Annotated in this window: 23 protein-coding genes and 1 tRNA gene; 11 read left to right on the plus strand and 13 right to left on the minus strand. The window is 64.3% G+C overall.

Going from position 1 to position 17872, the window contains the following annotated elements; genetic code table 11:
- Nucleotides 1-972: a DUF4238 domain-containing protein gene (locus QOU61_RS05515; RefSeq protein ID WP_289657114.1), complete on the minus strand. Its 972-nt coding sequence runs from the start codon at nucleotides 970-972 to the stop codon at nucleotides 1-3.
- A gap of 235 nt (nucleotides 973-1207) precedes the next feature.
- Here QOU61_RS05515 and QOU61_RS05520 point away from each other — a divergent pair, with 235 nt between their 5' ends.
- Nucleotides 1208-1615, plus strand: coding sequence for a hypothetical protein (locus QOU61_RS05520; RefSeq protein WP_289657115.1), 408 nt, complete (start codon nucleotides 1208-1210; stop codon nucleotides 1613-1615).
- A 196-nt stretch (nucleotides 1616-1811) separates the two neighbouring features.
- Here the strand turns inward: QOU61_RS05520 and QOU61_RS05525 are convergent, their stop codons facing one another.
- Both QOU61_RS05525 and QOU61_RS05530 read right to left on the minus strand, forming a co-directional pair.
- Nucleotides 1812-3182 carry a tyrosine-type recombinase/integrase gene (locus tag QOU61_RS05525; RefSeq protein ID WP_289657116.1) on the minus strand — a complete coding sequence of 457 codons (1371 nt, stop codon included), beginning with the start codon at nucleotides 3180-3182 and terminating at the stop codon, nucleotides 1812-1814.
- Between the two features lie 212 nt (nucleotides 3183-3394).
- A tRNA-Leu gene (locus QOU61_RS05530) sits at nucleotides 3395-3479 on the minus strand.
- Between the two features lie 233 nt (nucleotides 3480-3712).
- On the opposite strand from QOU61_RS05530, the gene QOU61_RS05535 reads away from it, so the two are divergent.
- Together QOU61_RS05535 and QOU61_RS05540 are read left to right on the plus strand one after the other, a co-directional pair.
- A complete protein-coding gene (locus QOU61_RS05535) occupies nucleotides 3713-4174 on the plus strand; it encodes a disulfide bond formation protein B (protein WP_289662291.1) in 462 nt (153 codons plus the stop codon).
- A gap of 202 nt (nucleotides 4175-4376) precedes the next feature.
- Complete coding sequence (locus QOU61_RS05540) at nucleotides 4377-5102, plus strand: phosphatase PAP2 family protein (protein WP_289657117.1); 726 nt, start codon at nucleotides 4377-4379, stop codon at nucleotides 5100-5102.
- A 23-nt stretch (nucleotides 5103-5125) separates the two neighbouring features.
- Here QOU61_RS05540 and QOU61_RS05545 read toward each other — a convergent pair whose 3' ends face one another.
- A complete protein-coding gene (locus QOU61_RS05545) occupies nucleotides 5126-6190 on the minus strand; it encodes an AbrB family transcriptional regulator (protein WP_289657118.1) in 1065 nt (354 codons plus the stop codon).
- A gap of 214 nt (nucleotides 6191-6404) precedes the next feature.
- The gene (locus QOU61_RS05550) at nucleotides 6405-6674 is read right to left on the minus strand and encodes a PsiF family protein (protein WP_289657119.1); all 270 of its coding nucleotides are present in this window, start codon (nucleotides 6672-6674) and stop codon (nucleotides 6405-6407) included.
- A gap of 180 nt (nucleotides 6675-6854) precedes the next feature.
- Between QOU61_RS05550 and QOU61_RS05555 the strand changes: the two genes are divergently transcribed.
- A complete protein-coding gene (locus tag QOU61_RS05555; RefSeq protein ID WP_289657120.1) occupies nucleotides 6855-7331 on the plus strand; it encodes a hypothetical protein in 477 nt (158 codons plus the stop codon).
- A gap of 207 nt (nucleotides 7332-7538) precedes the next feature.
- Here the strand turns inward: QOU61_RS05555 and QOU61_RS05560 are convergent, their stop codons facing one another.
- Entirely contained in the window at nucleotides 7539-8093 is a 555-nt protein-coding gene (locus QOU61_RS05560; RefSeq protein WP_289657121.1) for a TetR/AcrR family transcriptional regulator, read from the minus strand.
- Nucleotides 8094-8224: 131 nt separating this feature from the next.
- On the opposite strand from QOU61_RS05560, the gene QOU61_RS05565 reads away from it, so the two are divergent.
- The 6 genes from QOU61_RS05565 (at nucleotide 8225) to QOU61_RS05590 (ending at nucleotide 11862) form a co-directional block, all read left to right on the plus strand.
- Entirely contained in the window at nucleotides 8225-8656 is a 432-nt protein-coding gene (locus QOU61_RS05565; RefSeq protein WP_289657122.1) for an acyl-CoA thioesterase, read from the plus strand.
- Nucleotides 8657-8662: 6 nt separating this feature from the next.
- A complete protein-coding gene (locus QOU61_RS05570) occupies nucleotides 8663-9121 on the plus strand; it encodes a PaaI family thioesterase (RefSeq protein WP_289657123.1) in 459 nt (152 codons plus the stop codon).
- 68 nt (nucleotides 9122-9189) lie between these two features.
- Nucleotides 9190-9576 (plus strand): CidA/LrgA family protein, encoded by a 387-nt coding sequence (locus QOU61_RS05575; protein WP_289657124.1) that lies wholly within the window; start codon nucleotides 9190-9192, stop codon nucleotides 9574-9576.
- Entirely contained in the window at nucleotides 9573-10295 is a 723-nt protein-coding gene (locus QOU61_RS05580; RefSeq protein WP_289657125.1) for an LrgB family protein, read from the plus strand. Before QOU61_RS05575 ends, QOU61_RS05580 begins: the two co-directional genes overlap by 4 nt.
- A gap of 91 nt (nucleotides 10296-10386) precedes the next feature.
- Nucleotides 10387-11172 (plus strand): sulfite exporter TauE/SafE family protein, encoded by a 786-nt coding sequence (locus QOU61_RS05585; RefSeq protein ID WP_289662293.1) that lies wholly within the window; start codon nucleotides 10387-10389, stop codon nucleotides 11170-11172.
- Nucleotides 11173-11202: 30 nt separating this feature from the next.
- Nucleotides 11203-11862, plus strand: a complete 660-nt coding sequence (locus tag QOU61_RS05590; protein ID WP_289657126.1) for a DsbA family protein — start codon at nucleotides 11203-11205, stop codon at nucleotides 11860-11862.
- 222 nt (nucleotides 11863-12084) lie between these two features.
- Here QOU61_RS05590 and QOU61_RS05595 read toward each other — a convergent pair whose 3' ends face one another.
- Nucleotides 12085-12261 carry a hypothetical protein gene (locus QOU61_RS05595; protein ID WP_289657127.1) on the minus strand — a complete coding sequence of 59 codons (177 nt, stop codon included), beginning with the start codon at nucleotides 12259-12261 and terminating at the stop codon, nucleotides 12085-12087.
- Between the two features lie 673 nt (nucleotides 12262-12934).
- Between QOU61_RS05595 and QOU61_RS05600 the strand changes: the two genes are divergently transcribed.
- Nucleotides 12935-13144 carry a PRC-barrel domain-containing protein gene (locus QOU61_RS05600; protein WP_289657128.1) on the plus strand — a complete coding sequence of 70 codons (210 nt, stop codon included), beginning with the start codon at nucleotides 12935-12937 and terminating at the stop codon, nucleotides 13142-13144.
- A gap of 247 nt (nucleotides 13145-13391) precedes the next feature.
- Here the strand turns inward: QOU61_RS05600 and QOU61_RS05605 are convergent, their stop codons facing one another.
- The 6 genes from QOU61_RS05605 to QOU61_RS05630 all read right to left on the minus strand — a co-directional run bounded on the left by QOU61_RS05605 (nucleotide 13392) and on the right by QOU61_RS05630 (nucleotide 17868).
- Nucleotides 13392-13598 (minus strand): hypothetical protein, encoded by a 207-nt coding sequence (locus tag QOU61_RS05605; protein ID WP_289657129.1) that lies wholly within the window; start codon nucleotides 13596-13598, stop codon nucleotides 13392-13394.
- Between the two features lie 61 nt (nucleotides 13599-13659).
- Nucleotides 13660-14745 carry a carboxylesterase family protein gene (locus QOU61_RS05610; protein ID WP_289657130.1) on the minus strand — a complete coding sequence of 362 codons (1086 nt, stop codon included), beginning with the start codon at nucleotides 14743-14745 and terminating at the stop codon, nucleotides 13660-13662.
- 137 nt (nucleotides 14746-14882) lie between these two features.
- Nucleotides 14883-15854, minus strand: coding sequence for a S1C family serine protease (locus QOU61_RS05615; protein WP_289657131.1), 972 nt, complete (start codon nucleotides 15852-15854; stop codon nucleotides 14883-14885).
- A gap of 211 nt (nucleotides 15855-16065) precedes the next feature.
- The gene (locus QOU61_RS05620; RefSeq protein ID WP_289657132.1) at nucleotides 16066-16374 is read right to left on the minus strand and encodes a hypothetical protein; all 309 of its coding nucleotides are present in this window, start codon (nucleotides 16372-16374) and stop codon (nucleotides 16066-16068) included.
- Nucleotides 16358-17458: a hypothetical protein gene (locus tag QOU61_RS05625; protein ID WP_289657133.1), complete on the minus strand. Its 1101-nt coding sequence runs from the start codon at nucleotides 17456-17458 to the stop codon at nucleotides 16358-16360. Before QOU61_RS05625 ends, QOU61_RS05620 begins: the two co-directional genes overlap by 17 nt.
- Nucleotides 17455-17868 (minus strand): DUF4383 domain-containing protein, encoded by a 414-nt coding sequence (locus tag QOU61_RS05630; protein ID WP_289657134.1) that lies wholly within the window; start codon nucleotides 17866-17868, stop codon nucleotides 17455-17457. Before QOU61_RS05630 ends, QOU61_RS05625 begins: the two co-directional genes overlap by 4 nt.
- Nucleotides 17869-17872 lie beyond the last annotated feature (4 nt).

The raw sequence follows: 17872 nt of genomic DNA on the forward strand, positions 1-17872 counted from the left end.
TCACTCCTCTTCCGCACGGTGCAGCAAGAAGCGCTTGTCGGTGATGAGCCTTGAGGCCTTCTGCAATGGCTCGTCGGGCTGCATGGCGTAATGGAAGTTCTGGTCGCGCGCATACACCTGTGCCTCCGCCAGCGCGATCACGCCGCCGTTGATTCCGGCAACGCCTTCCTCCGATACATCGACCTCGCCGTTCTTCAATTCGAACGCTCCCACCAGCGCTAGCCGTGGCGAGATGGTGAACCGTATCTCTGTTCCCCGAAGCCCCAGTCCAGGAGGGTAGAAGCCGCCGCGCCGCTTTGGGTCGGTCCAAAAGAGGCAGAATGGGTGGTCGGAGGTGATGAAGCCGCTGGAGTTTTCGGGCGCGCGAAGCAGGATCCACCCGCGCTGGAATATCAGCGGCAGGATCTTGTCGAAGACCCGCATCTCCTGGCCGACCTGGAAGGTGTTGTCGAGCGTCAGCTCGTACTGCCCGCCTTCGACAAACCGCTTCATCTCCTCATAAGAGGTCTTGTTGCTCTCCGGCAGTCCGCCAGCCTCTCTCACTTTCTTGACCTGGCTCTCGTACATCTCCTTCGAGGACAGCACCTGATCCATGATGAGCCGTGCGACCTGTTCGTGGCCGGAGCGTATGGTCTCCCGGAGGCGGGGATTACGCATCGCGGTCAGGCCAACAAGGTTGAGCAGAAATGCGCGGTCCTCTTCGTTGGCGAACGAGCGGGCGGCCACGATGCGTTGGAGCGCGTCGGCAAGCTGGGTCTCGAAGCCAGACATGGACTTTTCGAAGGCGTCGGCGTCCATGCCCTCCACGTCGATGGCATTGAAGTCACGCTGCGCGGCAACATTATCGATGCCGGCCTTGTAGACCTTCTTGCGCTCACGGTCGAACACGGTGAGCTGCGGGATCTTCTTGTGAGATACCGAGAAGAGCTTTAGATAGCACTGAGGCACATAATGGTGTTTACGCGCCGCCATGGCACGTGGCTCCAGCCGAGTCGGTGAGTGAGGGCCGCGTACATAACCCGTCCCACGGAAAAACACTATCTCGGGTGCTGGGTGCGGCAGTCCCTTTGGTTGTAGCTTTGCGGTTGCCCGAATTGACGCGGGAAGTGCTGCGGCTCATCCGCGACACGATCAACGACCTGCGCAAACCGCCGAAACCCCCAAAGAACAGGACCAAGACGTCGTGAAGATCGCAGGAAAGGAAGGCATGATCAATACGACCAAGAAGATCTCGGCACTGCGCCAGATCCTAGCGGCGCTCGAGCATTTCGAGAAGAAGAATTACGAGTGCGCCATCACGCTTGCGGCTGCAGGCGAGGGCCAGTGCAAGGAAAAAACGACGACGCACCTGTTCAGGCTTATCCGCGCGAAGTTCAGCGCGGATGAGACAAACGCCGTCATCAATTGGCTCAAGCACCCTTCAGGCCCGAACGCTGCGGAAATCACCGAGCAAGAAGTCGTGGTGACGCTCATACGCGCGATTCAGAAATTCGTCGGCACGTATGAAGAGGCGCACCAGAAGTTCAAGGACTTCAGCACTTGGTGCATCGCCAAGGGCTACACCAAAAAGGACTTCATCGAGCAGGCTAAGCCAAATGCCGCAGCTAAGGCTTAAGGTTTCTGAGGGTCGACGCAAAAGCTTCGGGCGGACACCAAAGCGCATAAGCGGAGCTGACACTATACCGACGGTCAGTGCCGCGGCGCCTTCCCCCACGTTGCCAAAGGAGCCACCAGCAAGCAAGGCTGCGCGCAGGCGCGGCCTCACACCCGGTCACCATCCCGGCGTAGCGCTGTAGGCTGCAAGCGGATGCTCAGGCCTGCGTACCGCGCTTGATCGGCATCACCTTCTCGGGATCGAGCCAGTGGTCGATCCGATCAGCCCAATGCTGCATCAGCTTCGTGCGCGAGCCGATCAGCGCGAGCGGTCCGTGCTTCTTGTGGAGCCCTTCCACTGTCGAATTATCGAGATGCGCGAGCTGCAGCTCGACGACATCGCCATCCCATGCCTTGGCGTCCTTGATCTCTTCGTGGTGAGACAGGGTCGAGAAGGTGGTCCGGAATCCGTGGGCGCAATGATCAGTCTTGGTGTCAATGCCAAGCAGCCGCAAGCGCTTGTTGAGCGTGTTGTTCGATAGCGGGGCGTCCTTCGAGCAGGAAAACGCGTACCGGCGATGGCCGGTCAGTTTCTGAACGCTGCGGAGGATTGCGAGTGCCTGCCGTGACAAAGGCACGACATGGTCCCAACCGGTCTTCATCTTGGCGGCTGGAATAGTCCAGCGTTCGGCGTCCCAATCGACCTCGCTCCACCCCATTTCATTGACCATGCCGGGGCGGGGAATGGTCAGCGCATCGAAGCGCAAGGCAAGGCCAACAACGTCACTAAACCTCGCTCTCGTCCAGGGTACGCTGATGAGTTTGAACACGCGCGTCACGTCGCGTGGTTCGGTGACGCCAGGACGCGGCGTCGAAATGTTGGCAATCATCTGCCCATTCAGATTGCGGAAGGGATTGTAGCCGTCGCCTTCGACATCGGCATAGTCGCAGATTTGCTCACCGATGCTGCGCACGCGGTCGCGGGTTTCCAGCTTTCCCTTGGCTTCGTATGAACGCAGGAAAGCGAGCACATCCGGACGCTTGATGTCCTGCCTGCACAGCTTGCCGAAGCGATCCTTGACGTAGCCGACGCGCAACTCAAGTACTTCGATGGTCTTGGGGTCGCGCACCGCGACGATCCTGCCGCGTTTAACTTTCTCCACCTTCTTCTTTGCGAGCCACTCGTCGGCCCATTGCTCGAAAGGCCGGGCGGCCGCCTGCCTGTGCTTGTCGAGCTGCTTCTCGGTGCTCGGGTCTTTGCCTTCCTTGAGCAGGTCCTTGGCCTTGTCGCGCTCGCGCCGCGCGTCGGCGAGCGAGAACGTGCCATCCTTGCCGTTGCCGTAAGGGCCGATGGAGTAGGTTTTCTGACGCCGGTGGAAGCGGTAGCCCATCCGCCAGAGCTTGGAGGCCGCGTTGCCGGGCCGGCTCTCGTCCGGCGTGACGAAGAGGTAGAGACCGCCGCCGGTCACGTCGGAAATCTTGGCGGGGCTCCACGCGCCCTTGTCGAATTTCGGTCGGGCGGCGCGGCAGTCGACGTCGGTCTTAATCTGCTTGGGGTTGGTACACGCGCCATCGTTCTTGCGGGCCATCTGCTCAATTCCCTTCGTTCGGAATAGCGAAAGTCGCCGTGAACGTTTGTTCTCCCGATACCAACAAAAATACCAACAAATCGGACGGCTGGGATCGGATGAGAACAAACGGTGACGAACACCGATGTACGCGGAAGGGCCTATTTTTCAAGGGTTTCCGAGCACGGCGCGGACGGTTGCGGACGCTTTGGAACGGGCTTGAACAGCCTAGTTGGTGCCCCTGGCCGGAATCGAACCAGCACTCCTTGCGGAACTCGATTTTGAGTCGAGCGCGTCTACCAGTTCCGCCACAGGGGCCTCCGGAGGCCGCCCGAAGGCACCCGCGAAGCCGGCGGAATATAGCCGGCGGCGCTTCCGGGTCAACCCGCGGGCATTTGATCGGACCTCGCCTCGACAGGCCGCCCACAGGGGGATAGGAGGCGTATAACCCGCTGTCTGACCGGAGAGAGCCTGTGACGCTGGATGCGACCGCAAACCCCGCTTCGGGCCACCTCGCCGCGGCGCCTGCGCAGAGCGCCGCGCTCGCGGTCATGGCGATCGCGGCGGCGGCGCTCGCCGGTGCCTGGTTCTTCCAGCTCGTGATCGAGCTTGTGCCCTGTCCGCTCTGCCTCGAGCAGCGCTATGCCTATTATTTCGCGGTGCCTTTCGCCGCCATCCTGGCGTTTGCGGCGGCCCGCGGCGCGCCGCGGCCGGTGCTGCTGGCAGGCCTCGCCATCCTGGTGCTGGCGGCGCTCGCCAATGCCGCGCTCGGCACCTATCACGCCGGCGTCGAGTGGAAGTTCTGGCAGGGGCCGACCGACTGCTCGGGCCCGGTCGGCAATCTCGGCAGCGCCGGCGATCTGCTCTCGCGCCTCGACACGGTCAAGGTGGTGCGCTGCGACGAGGTGCAGTGGCGCTTCCTCGGGCTGTCGCTCGCCGGCTACAACGTGCTGGTCTCGCTGCTGATGGCCGCGATCGCGGCGCTCGGCTTCGTGCGCACCGCGAAAGCCTGAAGCACGATCTCCAGGGAACGCGCAGCTTCGCTCGCCCGAATCCCTGGCCGGGCATTTTTTTGCCACGGTTCGAAGCGCTGATCTAAGTCCGCCTGCGTACAGGTCCGTCGCCATCGGCTCAAGCCGCCCAGGAGGCCCGATAGCCCTTTCGAAATTGCACGGGCGACCCCGGCACCTCTCTGAGAATTTTGAAGCGCTGCCCATGAAGGACTATCTGCTGGGACTGGATCTATCGATCTATCGCGCACTGAACGATTTTTGTGGCTGGAACGCCGTCCTTGACCGACTCGCGGTGCACGGTTCATCGATCGGCGGCGCCCTTTTCATGGGAATCATCGGGGCACTGTGGTTTTCGCCCGACAAGGAGGCGACCCATCGGCGTCAGACCATCATCATCATGCTGTTGGCCGTCGCGTTGTCGCTGATCCTCAATCGCGCCCTGTCCACCATGATGCCATTTCGCTATCGGCCCATGTACAGCGTGGGAGCCCATGCGCCGAGCTTCGAGTGGCATGCAGACCAGGAGAACTGGAGCAGCTTCCCGAGCGATAACGCCACCTATCTTTTTGCAATCGCTGCCGGGTTCTGGCTCATATCCCGGTGGGCCGGTCTGCTCTTTGCTGCGTTTGCAACCTACATAGCCGCATCGCGCGTCTTCCTTGGAATACATTTTCCGAGCGACGTGCTGGTCGGCGCGATCATCGGCATAGCGACGAGCATCGCGGTCAATCGCGAAGTCGTCAGGCAGGTCGTCGCGGGACGCCTTCTCGCGCTCGAGCCGCGATATCGCGCCCGGTTTTACTGCTTGTTGTTCATCGCACTCGCGGAAGTATCGGGCGGATTCCCGACGACAAGGCACATAGGCGTCGCCATCGTTCATCTGTTCGTGCCTTATGATGCAACCAGGGCGCATGGAAATCCGTCATGATCGGCCGCGCCTGATCGTCCAGCCTAATCGTCGACGTCATCCTGCGGCCGTCCGAACAGGTGGACGATGCCAGGGGTCGCGATCGTGACGAACACGAAGCGCGCAAGGTGGTGCGCGCCGACGAAGATAGGGTCGATGTGCAACGTCAGCGCCAGCGCCAGCATGGCGTCCATTGCGCCGGGCGCGAAGGCGACGATGATGTCGGCAAGCCGCACATGGGTGGTGAGGTAGATCATCGCGACGAAGATCGCCGAGATCATGATGGCGATGGCGAAGGAGCCGAGCCCGGCGGTGACGTGGCCGAGCAGCGTGCTGGCCCGCATCCGGGCAAAGCGGGTGCCGATCAGCGCGCCGATGCCGACCAGGGCTGCGCCGCGCATCCAGTTCGGTAGGCCGCCTTCGACGTAACCCGTGCCGTGCAGCACGCTGGAGGCGATCATCGCGCCGAACATCCAGCTCGCCGGAAACTTGACCAGCCGCAGCAGCAGCGACACGGCGAGTGATGCCACGATCAGCGCGGCGAGCTCGAGCGGCGAGGCGGTCGTGGTGACAAGCGCCGGCGCCGACGGTGTGGCGAGGCCCATGACCGCGAGCATCAGCGGCAGCGCGGCGGTCAGGATGATGACGCGGATGGTCTGCACCACGGCGATCGCCGGCACGTCGGCGCCACGCTCGGCGGCGAGGATGGTGATCTGCGACAGCGCGCCGGGACTCGCCGCAAGGAAGGCCGAGGTGCGGTCCCACTGATGGAAGCGCTGCAGATAGAAGCTCGAACCGAAGGTCGAGCAGAACGTCGCGAGCGCTAGCAGGCCGATGGTGACGGGATAGGCGCTGACATGCTGGATCAGCTGCCGCGAGGCTAGCGACCCCAGAGAAATGCCGAGCAGCACCAGCACGGATTGCGTCATCACCGGCGGCACCGCGAGCGGTCGCCCCGCAAGCGCGGCGATGCCGACCGCGACCATGGCGCCGGAGATCAGTCCGCCGGGAAGATCTGCCCAAAGAAACAGCAGGCCGCCGGCGGCGCCGATGACCACCGTTTCGAGTGCGCTGAAGATCCTGGCCGGGCTTGGAAGGGCTGGCGCCATCGATACGGGGCTTTGAGGCACGGCGCGTTATGGCAAATCCGGCAGGCCGGCACAAATGCTCTTATGCGATGCAGCATTGCGCGCGTTCGCCCGCCGATGCAGAACACCGCGACGCGCGCCGACACAAAAGCTCACAAAAAAGGGGTGGAGACCACCGGGGGATCCCCACCCTCGATCCTGCCCCGGGGGCGGGGCAGGGCGGCGGTGCTGGTGACTACTTCGCCTTTTCGGCGCCACCCGCGGCGGCGCCGGACTTGGCTTCCTTCATGCATTCGCGACGGAATTTCTTGCGCTCCTTGCCCTTCAGACCCTTGTCGTCGGCCTGCTTCGAGCAATCGAGCGACGCGGCAGAGCGCGGCTTTTCCATCTTCTTTTCGGTGGAGGCGGGGGCGGCCGCCGGCGCGGTCGACTGCGCATAGGCCGAGCCGACCAGCAGGAGGGAGGCAAAAGCGGCGGCGGCGGCCGTACGGGAGAGAATGGTCATCATGGAGGCACCTTGAACAATTGAAAGAGGCGCAAAGTCGGCCTGCGATGCTGAACCGTGGATGAATAAAGCGTTTCGGCGCGCAGGATATTTTCGCAAGCCCGATTGCGGCACTCCGTTGTCATGGCCTTGCGGCGCGCTAGGATGGGAACCCCACCTACGCCCTCCAGGGAGAGCAAGATGTCTGTTCAATCAAAATTATTGTGCGCCATTGCGTTGTCGGGCTTTGCCGCCTTTGCGGCCACGGCGCCGGCGCACGCCCTGACCACGCAGGAATGCAGTGCCAAATATCAGGAAGCCAAGAAGGCCGGCACGCTCAGCGGTCAGAAGTGGAATGATTTCCGCAAGGCGCAATGCGGCGCGGACGCAACGCCTGCCGCAGCTCCCGCCGCCGCCGCGCCCGCGCCGGCGGCGCCGAAGGAGGCCAAGAAGGAGGCCGCGCCGGCCGCAGCTCCCGCCATGCCTAGCGGTCCCGCCGTCTTCCCGAACGCGGTTGATTCGAAATACGCCAAGGAGTCCGCAGGCAAGGCGCGCATGCACACCTGCGTCGACCAGTACAACGCCAACAAGGCCACCGGCGGCAATGGCGGCCTGAAGTGGATCGAGAAGGGCGGCGGCTACTACAGCGAGTGCAACAAGCGGCTGAAGGGCGCCTGATCCCGGCTTGATGGGGCGGCCGCGCGCTTTCAAGCGGTGCGGCCGCTCCCGAGTGATCCTTGCCAGCCTTGCTCGATCGCTAATGCGCGATGAGATCAGGTTGAATCGTCATCGCGCTTTAGGTTCTTGATTGAGCATGATCTCCGCGCAAACGCGTTCCGCGTTTGTCGCGAGGGAAAACCGCTACACACTTTTCCGGATCATGCTCTAGTCCTGCTCGATCAGTTTTTCCGCGGAGCGCGCGATCAGTTGCGCGCGCCTGCGCTGGCCGCGTTCGAGGAACAGCAGGCTCTGGCCGAAGATGAAGCAGTAGAACAGGAACGCCTGCGCGTCCGCCTCGTCTGTCGCAAGCCCGCTGGCGCGATAGAGCTGGGCGACATTCTTCAGCCGCGCCGCGTCGACGACGGCCACCGCATGCGCCGCCGTCTCGTCCGAACGCGCCCATTGCCGGATCGCAAGCTCGATCGCCATGCCCTCGGTATTCATCCGCTCCGAGTAGAGCTTGATCAGCGATTTCAGTCGCTCGCGGGCGCTGATGCCCTCGAGGCTCGCCTGCTGCTCGATCGCGGCGATCCGCCCCGAAGTCCAGGCCTGCAGCATCGCCTGCAGCAGCGCAGCGCGGTCGCGGAAGCGCCGGTAGAAGCCGCCCTTGGTGACGCCCAGATTCTTGGCGAGCACCTCGACCCGCACGCCCTCGACGCCCGCCCGTGCCAGTTCTGCAAACCCGGCCTCGATCCAGGCGTCGCCCCTGCCGTCGCTCATGATTCGCTTCCCCGCTGATACGGTACCGTATTGCTAGCCTGCCGGCACTGTGATACGCTACCGTATCAAAGGCGATGGAACAGAAGCGAGACGGAACAGAAGCGGGACGGATCAAAAGCAGGGAGCGGTCGATGACGTCGGAAGCGACCTATCGCGGCACGGTCTATCCGTGGCAATGCGACCATATCGGGCACATGAACGTCATGTGGTATGTCGGCAAGTTCGATGAGGCGAGCTGGAATTTCCTCGCCCGCATCAAGCTGACCCCGGGCTATCTGCGCGCGCAGGGGCGCGGGCTCGCCGGCCTGCAGCAGAACATCACCTACCGGCGCGAACTGCTCGCCGGCGACGTCGTCGAGATCAGCAGCACCCTGCGCGAGATCCGCGACAAGACGGTCCGCTTCGTGCACGAAATGCGAAACGCCGAAACCGGCGAGGTCGCGGCGACCTGCGAGCTCACCGCCGTCTACATGGATCGTCACGTGCGAAAGGCGGCGTCATTCCCGGCCGAGATTCGAGAGGCGGCGATGGCCGCGCTCGCCACCGTCGAACCGGTGGCCTGAAGCATCATGCCTCGGTTCGAGCCAAAAAACCCCGATTACCGCGCCGTTGCGACCGCGACCTTCGGACGTCAGCAGGCGATGCGTTCGTTCGGCATCTCGATCGCCCACCTGGAGCCCGGCGAGATCGACCTCACGATGCCCTATTCGGCGGACTTCACCCAGCAGAACGGCTTCGTGCATGCCGGCGTCATCACCGCGGCGCTCGATACCGCCTGCGGCATCGCGGCCTTCAGCCTGATGCCCGATGGCGCCGACATCCTCACCGTGGAGTTCAAGACCAACCTCTTGGCGCCGGCGAAGGGCGAGCGGTTCATCTTCCGCGGCGCGGTCGTGAAGCCGGGGCGAACGCTGACGGTGTGCGAGGCGCGTGCCTATGCCGTGAGCGGCAGCGGCGAAAGCCTGATCGCGACCATGACCGGCACGCTGATGGCGATGCTGCCGCGAAATGGGTCGGCGGCGGCCTGAAGAGGCGGACATTGACAAGCGCCGTGCGGAGTACCCTGATTGGGCGGCTTTCGCGCGGAGATCGATCCATGATCGCAAGCCTCAGCCTGATCCTGCTTTGCCAGCTGATCGGCGAAGTCATCGTGCGCGGCCTCAACTGGCCGATGCCGGGCCCGGTGCTCGGGCTGATGTTTCTGCTGTTGCTGCTGCTGGCGCGCGATCGGTTCGCCCTCCTCGCGAGCGGCCCGCTGCGGGACGGTGGCGTCGAAAATGCCAGCCGGGTGCTGCTCGCGAACCTGTCGCTGATGTTCGTCCCGGCCGGTGTCGGCGTCGTGCAGAAGCTCGATCTGCTCGCCGAGCACGGCATCGCGATCATCGTCATTCTCGCGCTGTCGGTTGTCATCACCCTGCTCGCCACCGTCGCGACGTTCCTGCTCGTGAGCAGGTTCATGAGCGGCGGGGAGGGGGCGTCGTGAACGAAAACCCGTTCTCGCTCTGGGTCTATCTCGCGCAGTCGCCGCTGCTCTGGCTCACGGTGACGCTGTCGGTCTATGCGGTGGCCGATGCGGTGTCGCTGGCGACCCGGCGCCATCCGCTCGCCAATCCGGTGCTGCACTCGATCTGGATCATCGGCGCGTTCCTGCTTGTGACCGGAACGTCCTACACCACCTATTTCAGCGGCGCGCAGTTCGTGCACTTCCTGCTTGGCCCTGCGACGGTCGCGCTGGCCGTGCCGCTCTACGAGAACCGCAAGGTGGTGGCGGCCGCGATCCTGCCGATGCTGGTGGCGCTCGTCGTCGGTTCGGTCGCCGCGATCGTCTCCGTGGTGGCGCTGGCCGAAATCGCGGGCCTGCCGCGCGTGGTGATCCTGTCGCTGGCGCCGAAATCGGTCACCGCCGGCGTCGCCATGGGCATCAGCGAATCCCTCCATGCCGATCCCTCGCTGACCGCGGTCTCCACGGTGCTCACCGGCATCATGGGCGCGATCATCGTCACGCCCCTGATGAACCGCGCCGGAATCAACGATTTCAGGGCGCGCGGCTTTGCGGTCGGGATCGCCGCCCACGGCATCGGCACCGCCCGGGCGTTTCAGGTCGACGCGGTCGCCGGCGTGTTTTCCGGCATCGCGATGGGCCTCAACGCGCTGGTGACGTCACTTTTGGTGCCGCTCGCGGTCACGCTGCTGATTCGCTGATCCCCGCTGCAGTGCGGCCCTGTGCTCCCGGCATGGCGCGGAAGAGAAAATTCTTCTAGTGTCCCGCTGCAAAATAGAGCAATCCGGTTTGATCCTCTCCGCAACACAAAACATCCTGGGACTGGCTTCCGGCGCGCTGGTCGGGTTCTCGCTCGGCCTCGTCGGCGGCGGCGGCTCCATCCTGGCGGTGCCGCTGATGGTCTATGTCGTCGGCGTGCCGGAGCCGCATGTCGCGATCGGCACCAGCGCGATCGCGGTCGCGGCCAATGCCGCCCTCAATCTCTCCAACCATGCGCGCGGCGGCACGGTGATCTGGTCCTGCGCGCTGGTGTTCGCGGCGGCCGGCATCCTCGGGGCCTTCTGCGGCTCGATCCTCGGCAAGATGCTCGAGGGCCAGAAGCTGCTCGCGCTGTTCGCGCTGGTGATGCTGGTGATCGCGCTGCTGATGCTGAAGACGCGCGCGCGGACCGGCGCGCCCGACGTCAAGATGAGCCTCGCCAATTTGCCCGCGCTGGCCGGCCTGGGGCTTGCCACCGGCACCATGTCGGGCTTTTTCGGCATCGGCGGCGGCTTCCTGATCGTGCCGGCGCTGATGCTGGCGACCGGCATGCCGATCATGAATGCGGTCTCCTCTTCGCTGGTGGCGGTGACGGCCTTCGGCCTGACCACGGCGGCGAGCTATGCCTGGTCGGGGCTGGTGTCCTGGGGCCTGGCGGCGCTATTCATCGCCGGCGGCATCGGTGGCGGCCTCGCCGGCACCCGCTCGGCGCGCTATCTGTCGGAGCGGCGCGGCGCGCTGAACGTCGTCTTTGCTGCTGTCATCATCGCAGTGGCGGTCTATATGTTGCTGCGTAACATTTCGCTGCCCGGATCGTAGAGGCAGGAGAGGGTCTTTATGGAAACGGGTATGAAAGCAACAACGGACCAGCGGCCGGCGATCGGCCGCCGCCGCGTGCTCGGCCTGATCGGGCTTGGCGCGACCATCGGCCTGTCGCGGCGGGCCTTCGCGGCCACCGCCGATGACGACGAGGTGCTGACCGAAGCAAAGGTGCTGCGCGATCCTGATATTCCCGTCATGGGCAATCCGGACGGCAACATCACCATCGTCGAATGGTTCGACTACCAATGCCCGTATTGCCGCAAGATCGACCCCGAACTGCGCCAGGTGGTGCAGGACGACGGCAAGGTTCGGCTGGTGTCGAAGGACTGGCCGATCCTCGGTCCGGTCTCGGTGGTCGCGGCGCGGATGGCGCTCGCCTGCAAGTACCAGGACAAATACGAGCGCGCGCATGACGCGATGCTGTCGAGCAATTCGCGGCTGACCGAGGCGCGCATCGACGAATTGCTCAAGGGAGCCGACATCGACCTCGACCGCGCCAAGCGCGATCTCGCCGCCAACGCCAAAGCGATCGACGCCATCCTGGCGCGCAACAACGAGCAGGCCACCGCGTTCGGCTTCCGCGGCACGCCCTCCTTCATCGTCGGCAAGTTCCGCGTTCCCGGCGTGCTCACCATGGCGCAGTTCGAGCAGGTCATTGCCGACGCGCGCAAGGCCAAGATGAACTAGTGTGGTGTTCTCCTGATTGGTGCCGCGAGTTCTCTTGATTAGTGCCGCGAGTTCGCAGCGAAACTATTCTCGCGTTCACAGACCAGAAGCGCGACGCACGGGGCTATTGTCGCGCGCGAGCTTTGGCCCATGAATTCGACAACCGATTCGCTCTGCCGAACGGGCGCGATACCCTCCATGACTTAGGCAGCGCCGCCAATGCGTTTTGAGTAGCGCCGGCCGTTAGCCATCGGACCGGCGCAAAAACGGGTCCACGGACTCCGCTAACAGGGTCGCCAATTGAGCGGCGGCAGGCGTGGACTGCTTTTCGGGCGGCAACGAGCCGGCAGAATGGATCGCCAGTCCCGTACCAGCGGCAAGGGCAGCGATCGCAATCGCGGCAAGATATTCGATCCTCATGGCGATGGTCCCTCATCGGCCCCACGAACTAACCGGACACTCTCTGAAATGGTTCCAGAGCGGTGTTAACTCTGGCGCTGGAACGCCTGCTCGCGCGCCTGCAACATGGGGCCCGATGCCCCGATATTGCGCGCGGCAAGTTCCTCAATGTGTCGGCTTGGCGCAGAAGTCAGGGAACGAAAGCTCCGGTCAAGACTTTAGAAGAACGAGACCGTCGCTCGCCGTTAGCTACATGGCGGATGTCGCAGATAGCCAAAGGTTCCTATTGCTGCGCCCGCTTTTCTCAAAAAACAAGTGCTCGCGCAGATAGTCAAAAGCGGCGGTTCTCGGGTTCCGTTCAGAATTGCCAGCCGTGCTCGCAAGCGGGAGAGCGACGGGAGGGGTGGGCGCTAATGCTGGCGCTTTCTTACCCGAACGAGGCTTCGTTATGCGCAACCGTATTGACATGGACTCCAAACACAGCCGAGCAATCGTTCAAGAGATCGGAGAGAAACTACGCGCGCTCCTGAAAGAAGAGCCGGAACTCCCGGGGAGCCTCAGAGCGCAAATCGACCGGCTCCGCGAATCGGAAGAGCAGTCACCATCAATCATTCCAGCGGCTGAACGTTGGGACAAGCGTTACCGTTGAGCCGCTTTGGACAGCACAGAAGGCTCGGCCAAACATGGACGAGCAATGCCATCGGTGAAGCGCCGTGCGTCAAAGATCCTGAATGAGTACGGTACGGCGCAATCTGAATTGATCGGAAAAGCCGTCGTGCTTACTGACGGAAAGGCAGGCACGGTGGAGAACGTTTGGCTGGATGAATTGCACGGGCTTCGGATTTCCATCGCAGGTCATGATGGAAGATGGCCGGTCTCAACCATCAAGCTCGTGGAGCCCTAGACCTCGCATCGCTGCCCGGATCGCGCGCTGCTTTCAAAGCATTCCGGTCAGAATGAAAAACCCGACCTCGATCAGGAACGTGACGCTCATGACCGCGACCGTCAGGAACACGTCGCTCGCCGAGAGAGGGTCCATGAATGCCTCACATCTTGCGAAGCCCCGGGAGTAAATCATTCTGGCTGGAAAATGTTTCAGCTCCAAATGCAGATGGCGCGAATGCGAGCGGCAGGCCGGATCGGTCGGCAAATTATCGCGACGAAATCTTCACCCAGTCCTCATGGGCGCGCGTCTTCAATGCGCGCCAGTCGGCGGCGGCAACGTCCCAGTTCACGATGGTGCGGTTGGTCTGCGCGACCTCGCCGCTGGCGACGCTCGAGGTCTGCATGGAGTCGTGGACGTAGACGCCTAGTCCCAGCAGCAACGCGCCCAGGATCATTCCAAGAAACATCTGCATGGCGATCTCTCCGGTGACGGCTGACAACGCGCGCCCGTCAGGATGGTTCCGGGCGGAACGGTCAGGCGCGCGCCATCGATCCGCCATTCAGCCAGCGCAGAATTTCCACATTCATCTCGCGCGGATAGGCGTGGCTGAGGTCATCGAGCTCGCGATAGGTCACGCTGGCGCCGGCGGCCGACAGCGCCTCACGCGTGTGGCGGGCGACCTCGACCGGAAACATCCAGTCGAGCCGGCCATGCACGATGTGGATCGGCAGGCCGCGCAGCCGCTCCGCATCGGCCATCTGCGCCATCAGCGGATGGAAGGTGGCGGCAATCGGCGCCAGATGCGTGAAGGGCGAAGCATGCTCCAGTCCGGTGACATAGCAGAACGTGCCGCCGTCGCTCATGCCGGTCAAAAGCAGCCGCTCGGAATCGATCGTCCAGCGGCTGCGCACCGAATCAAGGATGCGCGCGAGATTGGGCGTGTCGGAATCCGCGCCCATCAGCGCCCAGGTCGGCCCGGTTGCGGTCGGCGTCACCAGGATCGCTCCCAGGCTGCGCGCGGCTCGCAGCCAGCTCCACAGGAAGGCGCGGCCGTTGCCGCTGCCGCCATGCAGCGCCATCACCAGCGGCCAGGCTCGATCGGGCGTGTAGTATTCCGGCACGTAGAGCGAAAAGCCGCCGCGGCTGCCGGGCTCGTTGTGGTCGTGGAAAATCCCGGTGTTGTCGTGCGCCGGCTGGGCGAGACGGCTCTGCAAGGCCGCGTCCTCGCGCAAGTCCGGTTCGAGGAAGAAGTCGCTGACGGGTGGAAATTTCGCGGTCAGCGGATAGAGCGCCTCCTGCGCGCGGGGCGCATAGCGCAGCGCGCGGAAGGCCGCGACGAGGTCGCCATTGCCCTGCTGCACGGCGCGCAGGCCGGCAAAGCCGGCCAGCACGGCGTCGCTCGCGCCGTCGAGCGCCGCGCGCACGGCGGCGAATTGTTCGGGCCATTCGCCAAGCCCGTCGCGCGCGGCGGTCAGCGCGTGCTCCGGCGTGCCGGCCGCTTGCATCAGGTCGTCGAAATCCGGCGGGTGCAGGTGCCGTGCGATGAAGGAGAGCGCCTCCAGCGATTGCAGAAGGGGTGGCAGCACGGCCACGATGCCGTCGACCACGGCCTCGCTCATGGCATGTCCCTTTTCCAGAGCGCCCGATCGCCGTTGCGAGGCTTTGTGATTTGTTTGGGCATGATCTCCGCGCAAACGCGTTCCGCGCTTGTTAGCTGAGGGAAAACCGGTGTCCACTTTTCCGGATCATGCGCTTGTCAGTGCAGCCGCGGTCCCTTGAGCAGCTTGGTGCGGTCGGTGGAGGCCAGCACCACGTCGAAGGTGACGCCCTCGTGATAGATCGTCAGCGGCACGTCGACGCCGGCCGCGCCCAGCGCCCACATCTTGCGGTAGAACTCGGCCTGGCTCGTGACCTTGTCGCCATTGACCGCGACGATGACGTCGCCGGCCTTCAGCTCGGCGCGCGCCGCGGGTCCGTTGTCGGAAAGCCCGATCACCACCACGCGGCCGTCGATCTCGGTCGAATACATGCCGAGCCAGGGCCGCGCCGGCTTGTTGACGCGCCCGAACTTGCGCAAGTCGTCGAGGACCGGCTTCAACAGGTCGATCGGCACGATCATGTTGACGTGCTCGGCCTTGCTGTCGCGCTCGCGCTCGAGCTGCAGCGAGCCGATGCCGATCAGCTCGCCGGCGGCGGAGATCAGGCCGGTGCCGCCCCAGTTCGGATGCGCCGGATGGGTGAACAGCGCATCCTCCAGCAGATATTCCCAATAGCCGGCGAATTCCTGCCGCGCCACGATCTGGCTCGCCACCGAGCGGGTACGCCCGCCGGCGCCGCCGAGCACCACGCGGTCGCCGACCTTCACCGCCGCGGAGGAGCCGAGCGGCAGCGGATCGACCTCGAGCTGCCCGAGCGCCTGAACCAGGCCGAAGCCGGTGATGGAATCGAATCCGAGCACGTGCCCCTCGACCGCGCGGCCGCTGTCGAGATGCAGCCATACGCTGTCCGCCTCGGTGATCAGATAGCCGATGGTCAGAATCAGGCCGTCGTCGATCACCACGCCATTGCCGGCGCGCTCGGTGCCGAGCGTCTCCGCGGTGAAGGCGTCGGACGGAATGATGGCGTGCAGCCCGACGATCGAGGCAAGCGCCCGATCGAGCTCGAAGCTGTAGTCGCCCGCGCGGGGCTGGTGTGCCGGCGGCACTCTCCATTCGGTCAAAGAGGGCATCGCAGCTCTCCTGTTCATTCGATGCTAGTTTCCCGGCCCCGAAGTTCGCGTCGATTCTCTTGCGAACCTGGGATGACCCGCCGGACTGCCGCGCCGGAATCCGCTTTGGCGTGAAGCGGCATCCGCGAAGCCTATCATTTTTGTTCCGATCCGCGCCAGCGTCCTCGCCGCCGCATTCAGCCGCGCGGACGCACCTGTCGGCGCGATCAGATCACGAGGCGCGTTCGCATCCTTTGCCGATCACCGGCCAGACGAACCAGGCTCCCGATGCGTAGAGGCTCCTGACCGTTTGCGGCCCGGTCCGGGCGGCGACATAGAACCGTCCTGCGCCGAGCAGATAGCCGTCCGATCCCGCGACTGCCGGTATCATCGTGACGGGCGCTCCGAACGCGACGACGGCGTCCGGCCGCACCGCGACGGCGGCGGTCGCCATGCCGGCGAACCAGATCGCGAGGACAGCCAGGAGGCCGAGAAGGGGGATGCCGTGGCCGAACGAGCGCTGCTCAGTAATCGTAGACATGCTCGAACCTCAATCCTGCGGCCTCGACGCGCTGCACGTTGTCGACCAGCGCGCGCACCGGCATATCGATTCCCATTCGCCGCGATCCGGGCATGGACTGGATCGGCAGGCCGAATATAGTCACGCCGCCGGGCATGGCCAGCGCCGTGCCGTCATCGGGGACGATAATTGTGACGAGGATGCGATGGTTGCCGGCGATCTCCAGCAGCGAAGCGCCTGGATGCCGGCCGAGTTCCCTGACGAAGGCGTCGAATTCGGCGTAGCGCGCCGTCTCCACCAGCACGCCGCGCTCGCTGGCGTTCCCGACCTCGCGGATCACGGTGACGCCCTTCATCGCCGCGAGCTCGGACGGCGATGATCCGCCGATCACGCTGCGGATGGTCAGCACCGCAGGGTCGTAGCCGGCGATGACGCCGATCAGGGAGGCGTAAGCCGCCTTCGCCGCATATTGCAGGGAAAGCGCGCCGCGGCGCTCGACCGCGCGGATCGAGGGGACGAACGGCGTCTCGCGCCAGAATGCCTTCAGCTTCCCGGCGAAGGGAAACTGATACCAGGGCACCTGGTAGAGGAAGGCCGAATATTCCTTGAGGAACGCCAGGTTGAAGGCGTCCTCCGCGGTCTTGCGGCCGCCCGCGCTCGATTCGGAGAGCGCGCCGATGGTCCGTTCATAGGCGCCCTGCAAGCCCATTTCGAGGGTGAAGCTGAAGCCGATGATGTAGTTGGTCGCCTTCTGGTCCGCGCTCGCAGCTCCCGATTGCGAGGCTTGCAGGGTGGCGTGGCAGAGGCTCGACCAGAAGCCGCGAATGCTCGCCAGATAGTCGAAGTCGGATTCCGAGGATCGCGCCGTGACGCCGCTCAGGTCGTTATAGGCGTGGACGATGTACCATTCCGGAAAGGTCAGGAAGCTGTCGCCTTGCGCGCGGGCATAGCCATCGTCGCTGATGTCGAAGGCCGAGGTGACGGCGGGCGGCGGCAGTTTTGACACGCAGGATCGCTCGACGCCGATAACGGTGCCGGCGATGCCGAGCCCGCCGGCGAGGACGAGCGCCCCGAGCGTGTAAAGCGCCTTCCGTAAGAAGCTCATGCCGGAACGCGCTCGCCGCGCCAGGGCGACCAGCCGACCGCCATGCCGAAGGCGCCGAGCCCGAGATGCGGCAGGCTGGAAAGCACCTTCACGGTCGGCGAGACGTCGCGGACGCCGTCAATGAAGATGCTGAGGTCGAGATAGCCGGACCCCGTGAAGACACCCATCACGCCGTCGAGGAAATACAGCGTGCCGAACACCTTCAGGAAGAACACGGCGCTGCGCCGCGACAGCGCCGAGGCCAGCGCCCACAGGCCCGAGGCCACGTGCAGCGCGTCCTTGTAGATGTCGAGACGGAACAGGCCGAACACGCGGCCCTCCGCGTCGATGAAGGCCGGGATGTAGTCGGTCGCCGCGGCGAACAAGAGGGCCAGGGCAAGCAAGACCGCGGCGATCCGATAGCGATCCATGGCA

The sequence above is a fragment of the Bradyrhizobium sp. NP1 genome (assembly GCF_030378205.1).
In the GTDB taxonomy this organism is placed as follows: domain Bacteria; phylum Pseudomonadota; class Alphaproteobacteria; order Rhizobiales; family Xanthobacteraceae; genus Bradyrhizobium.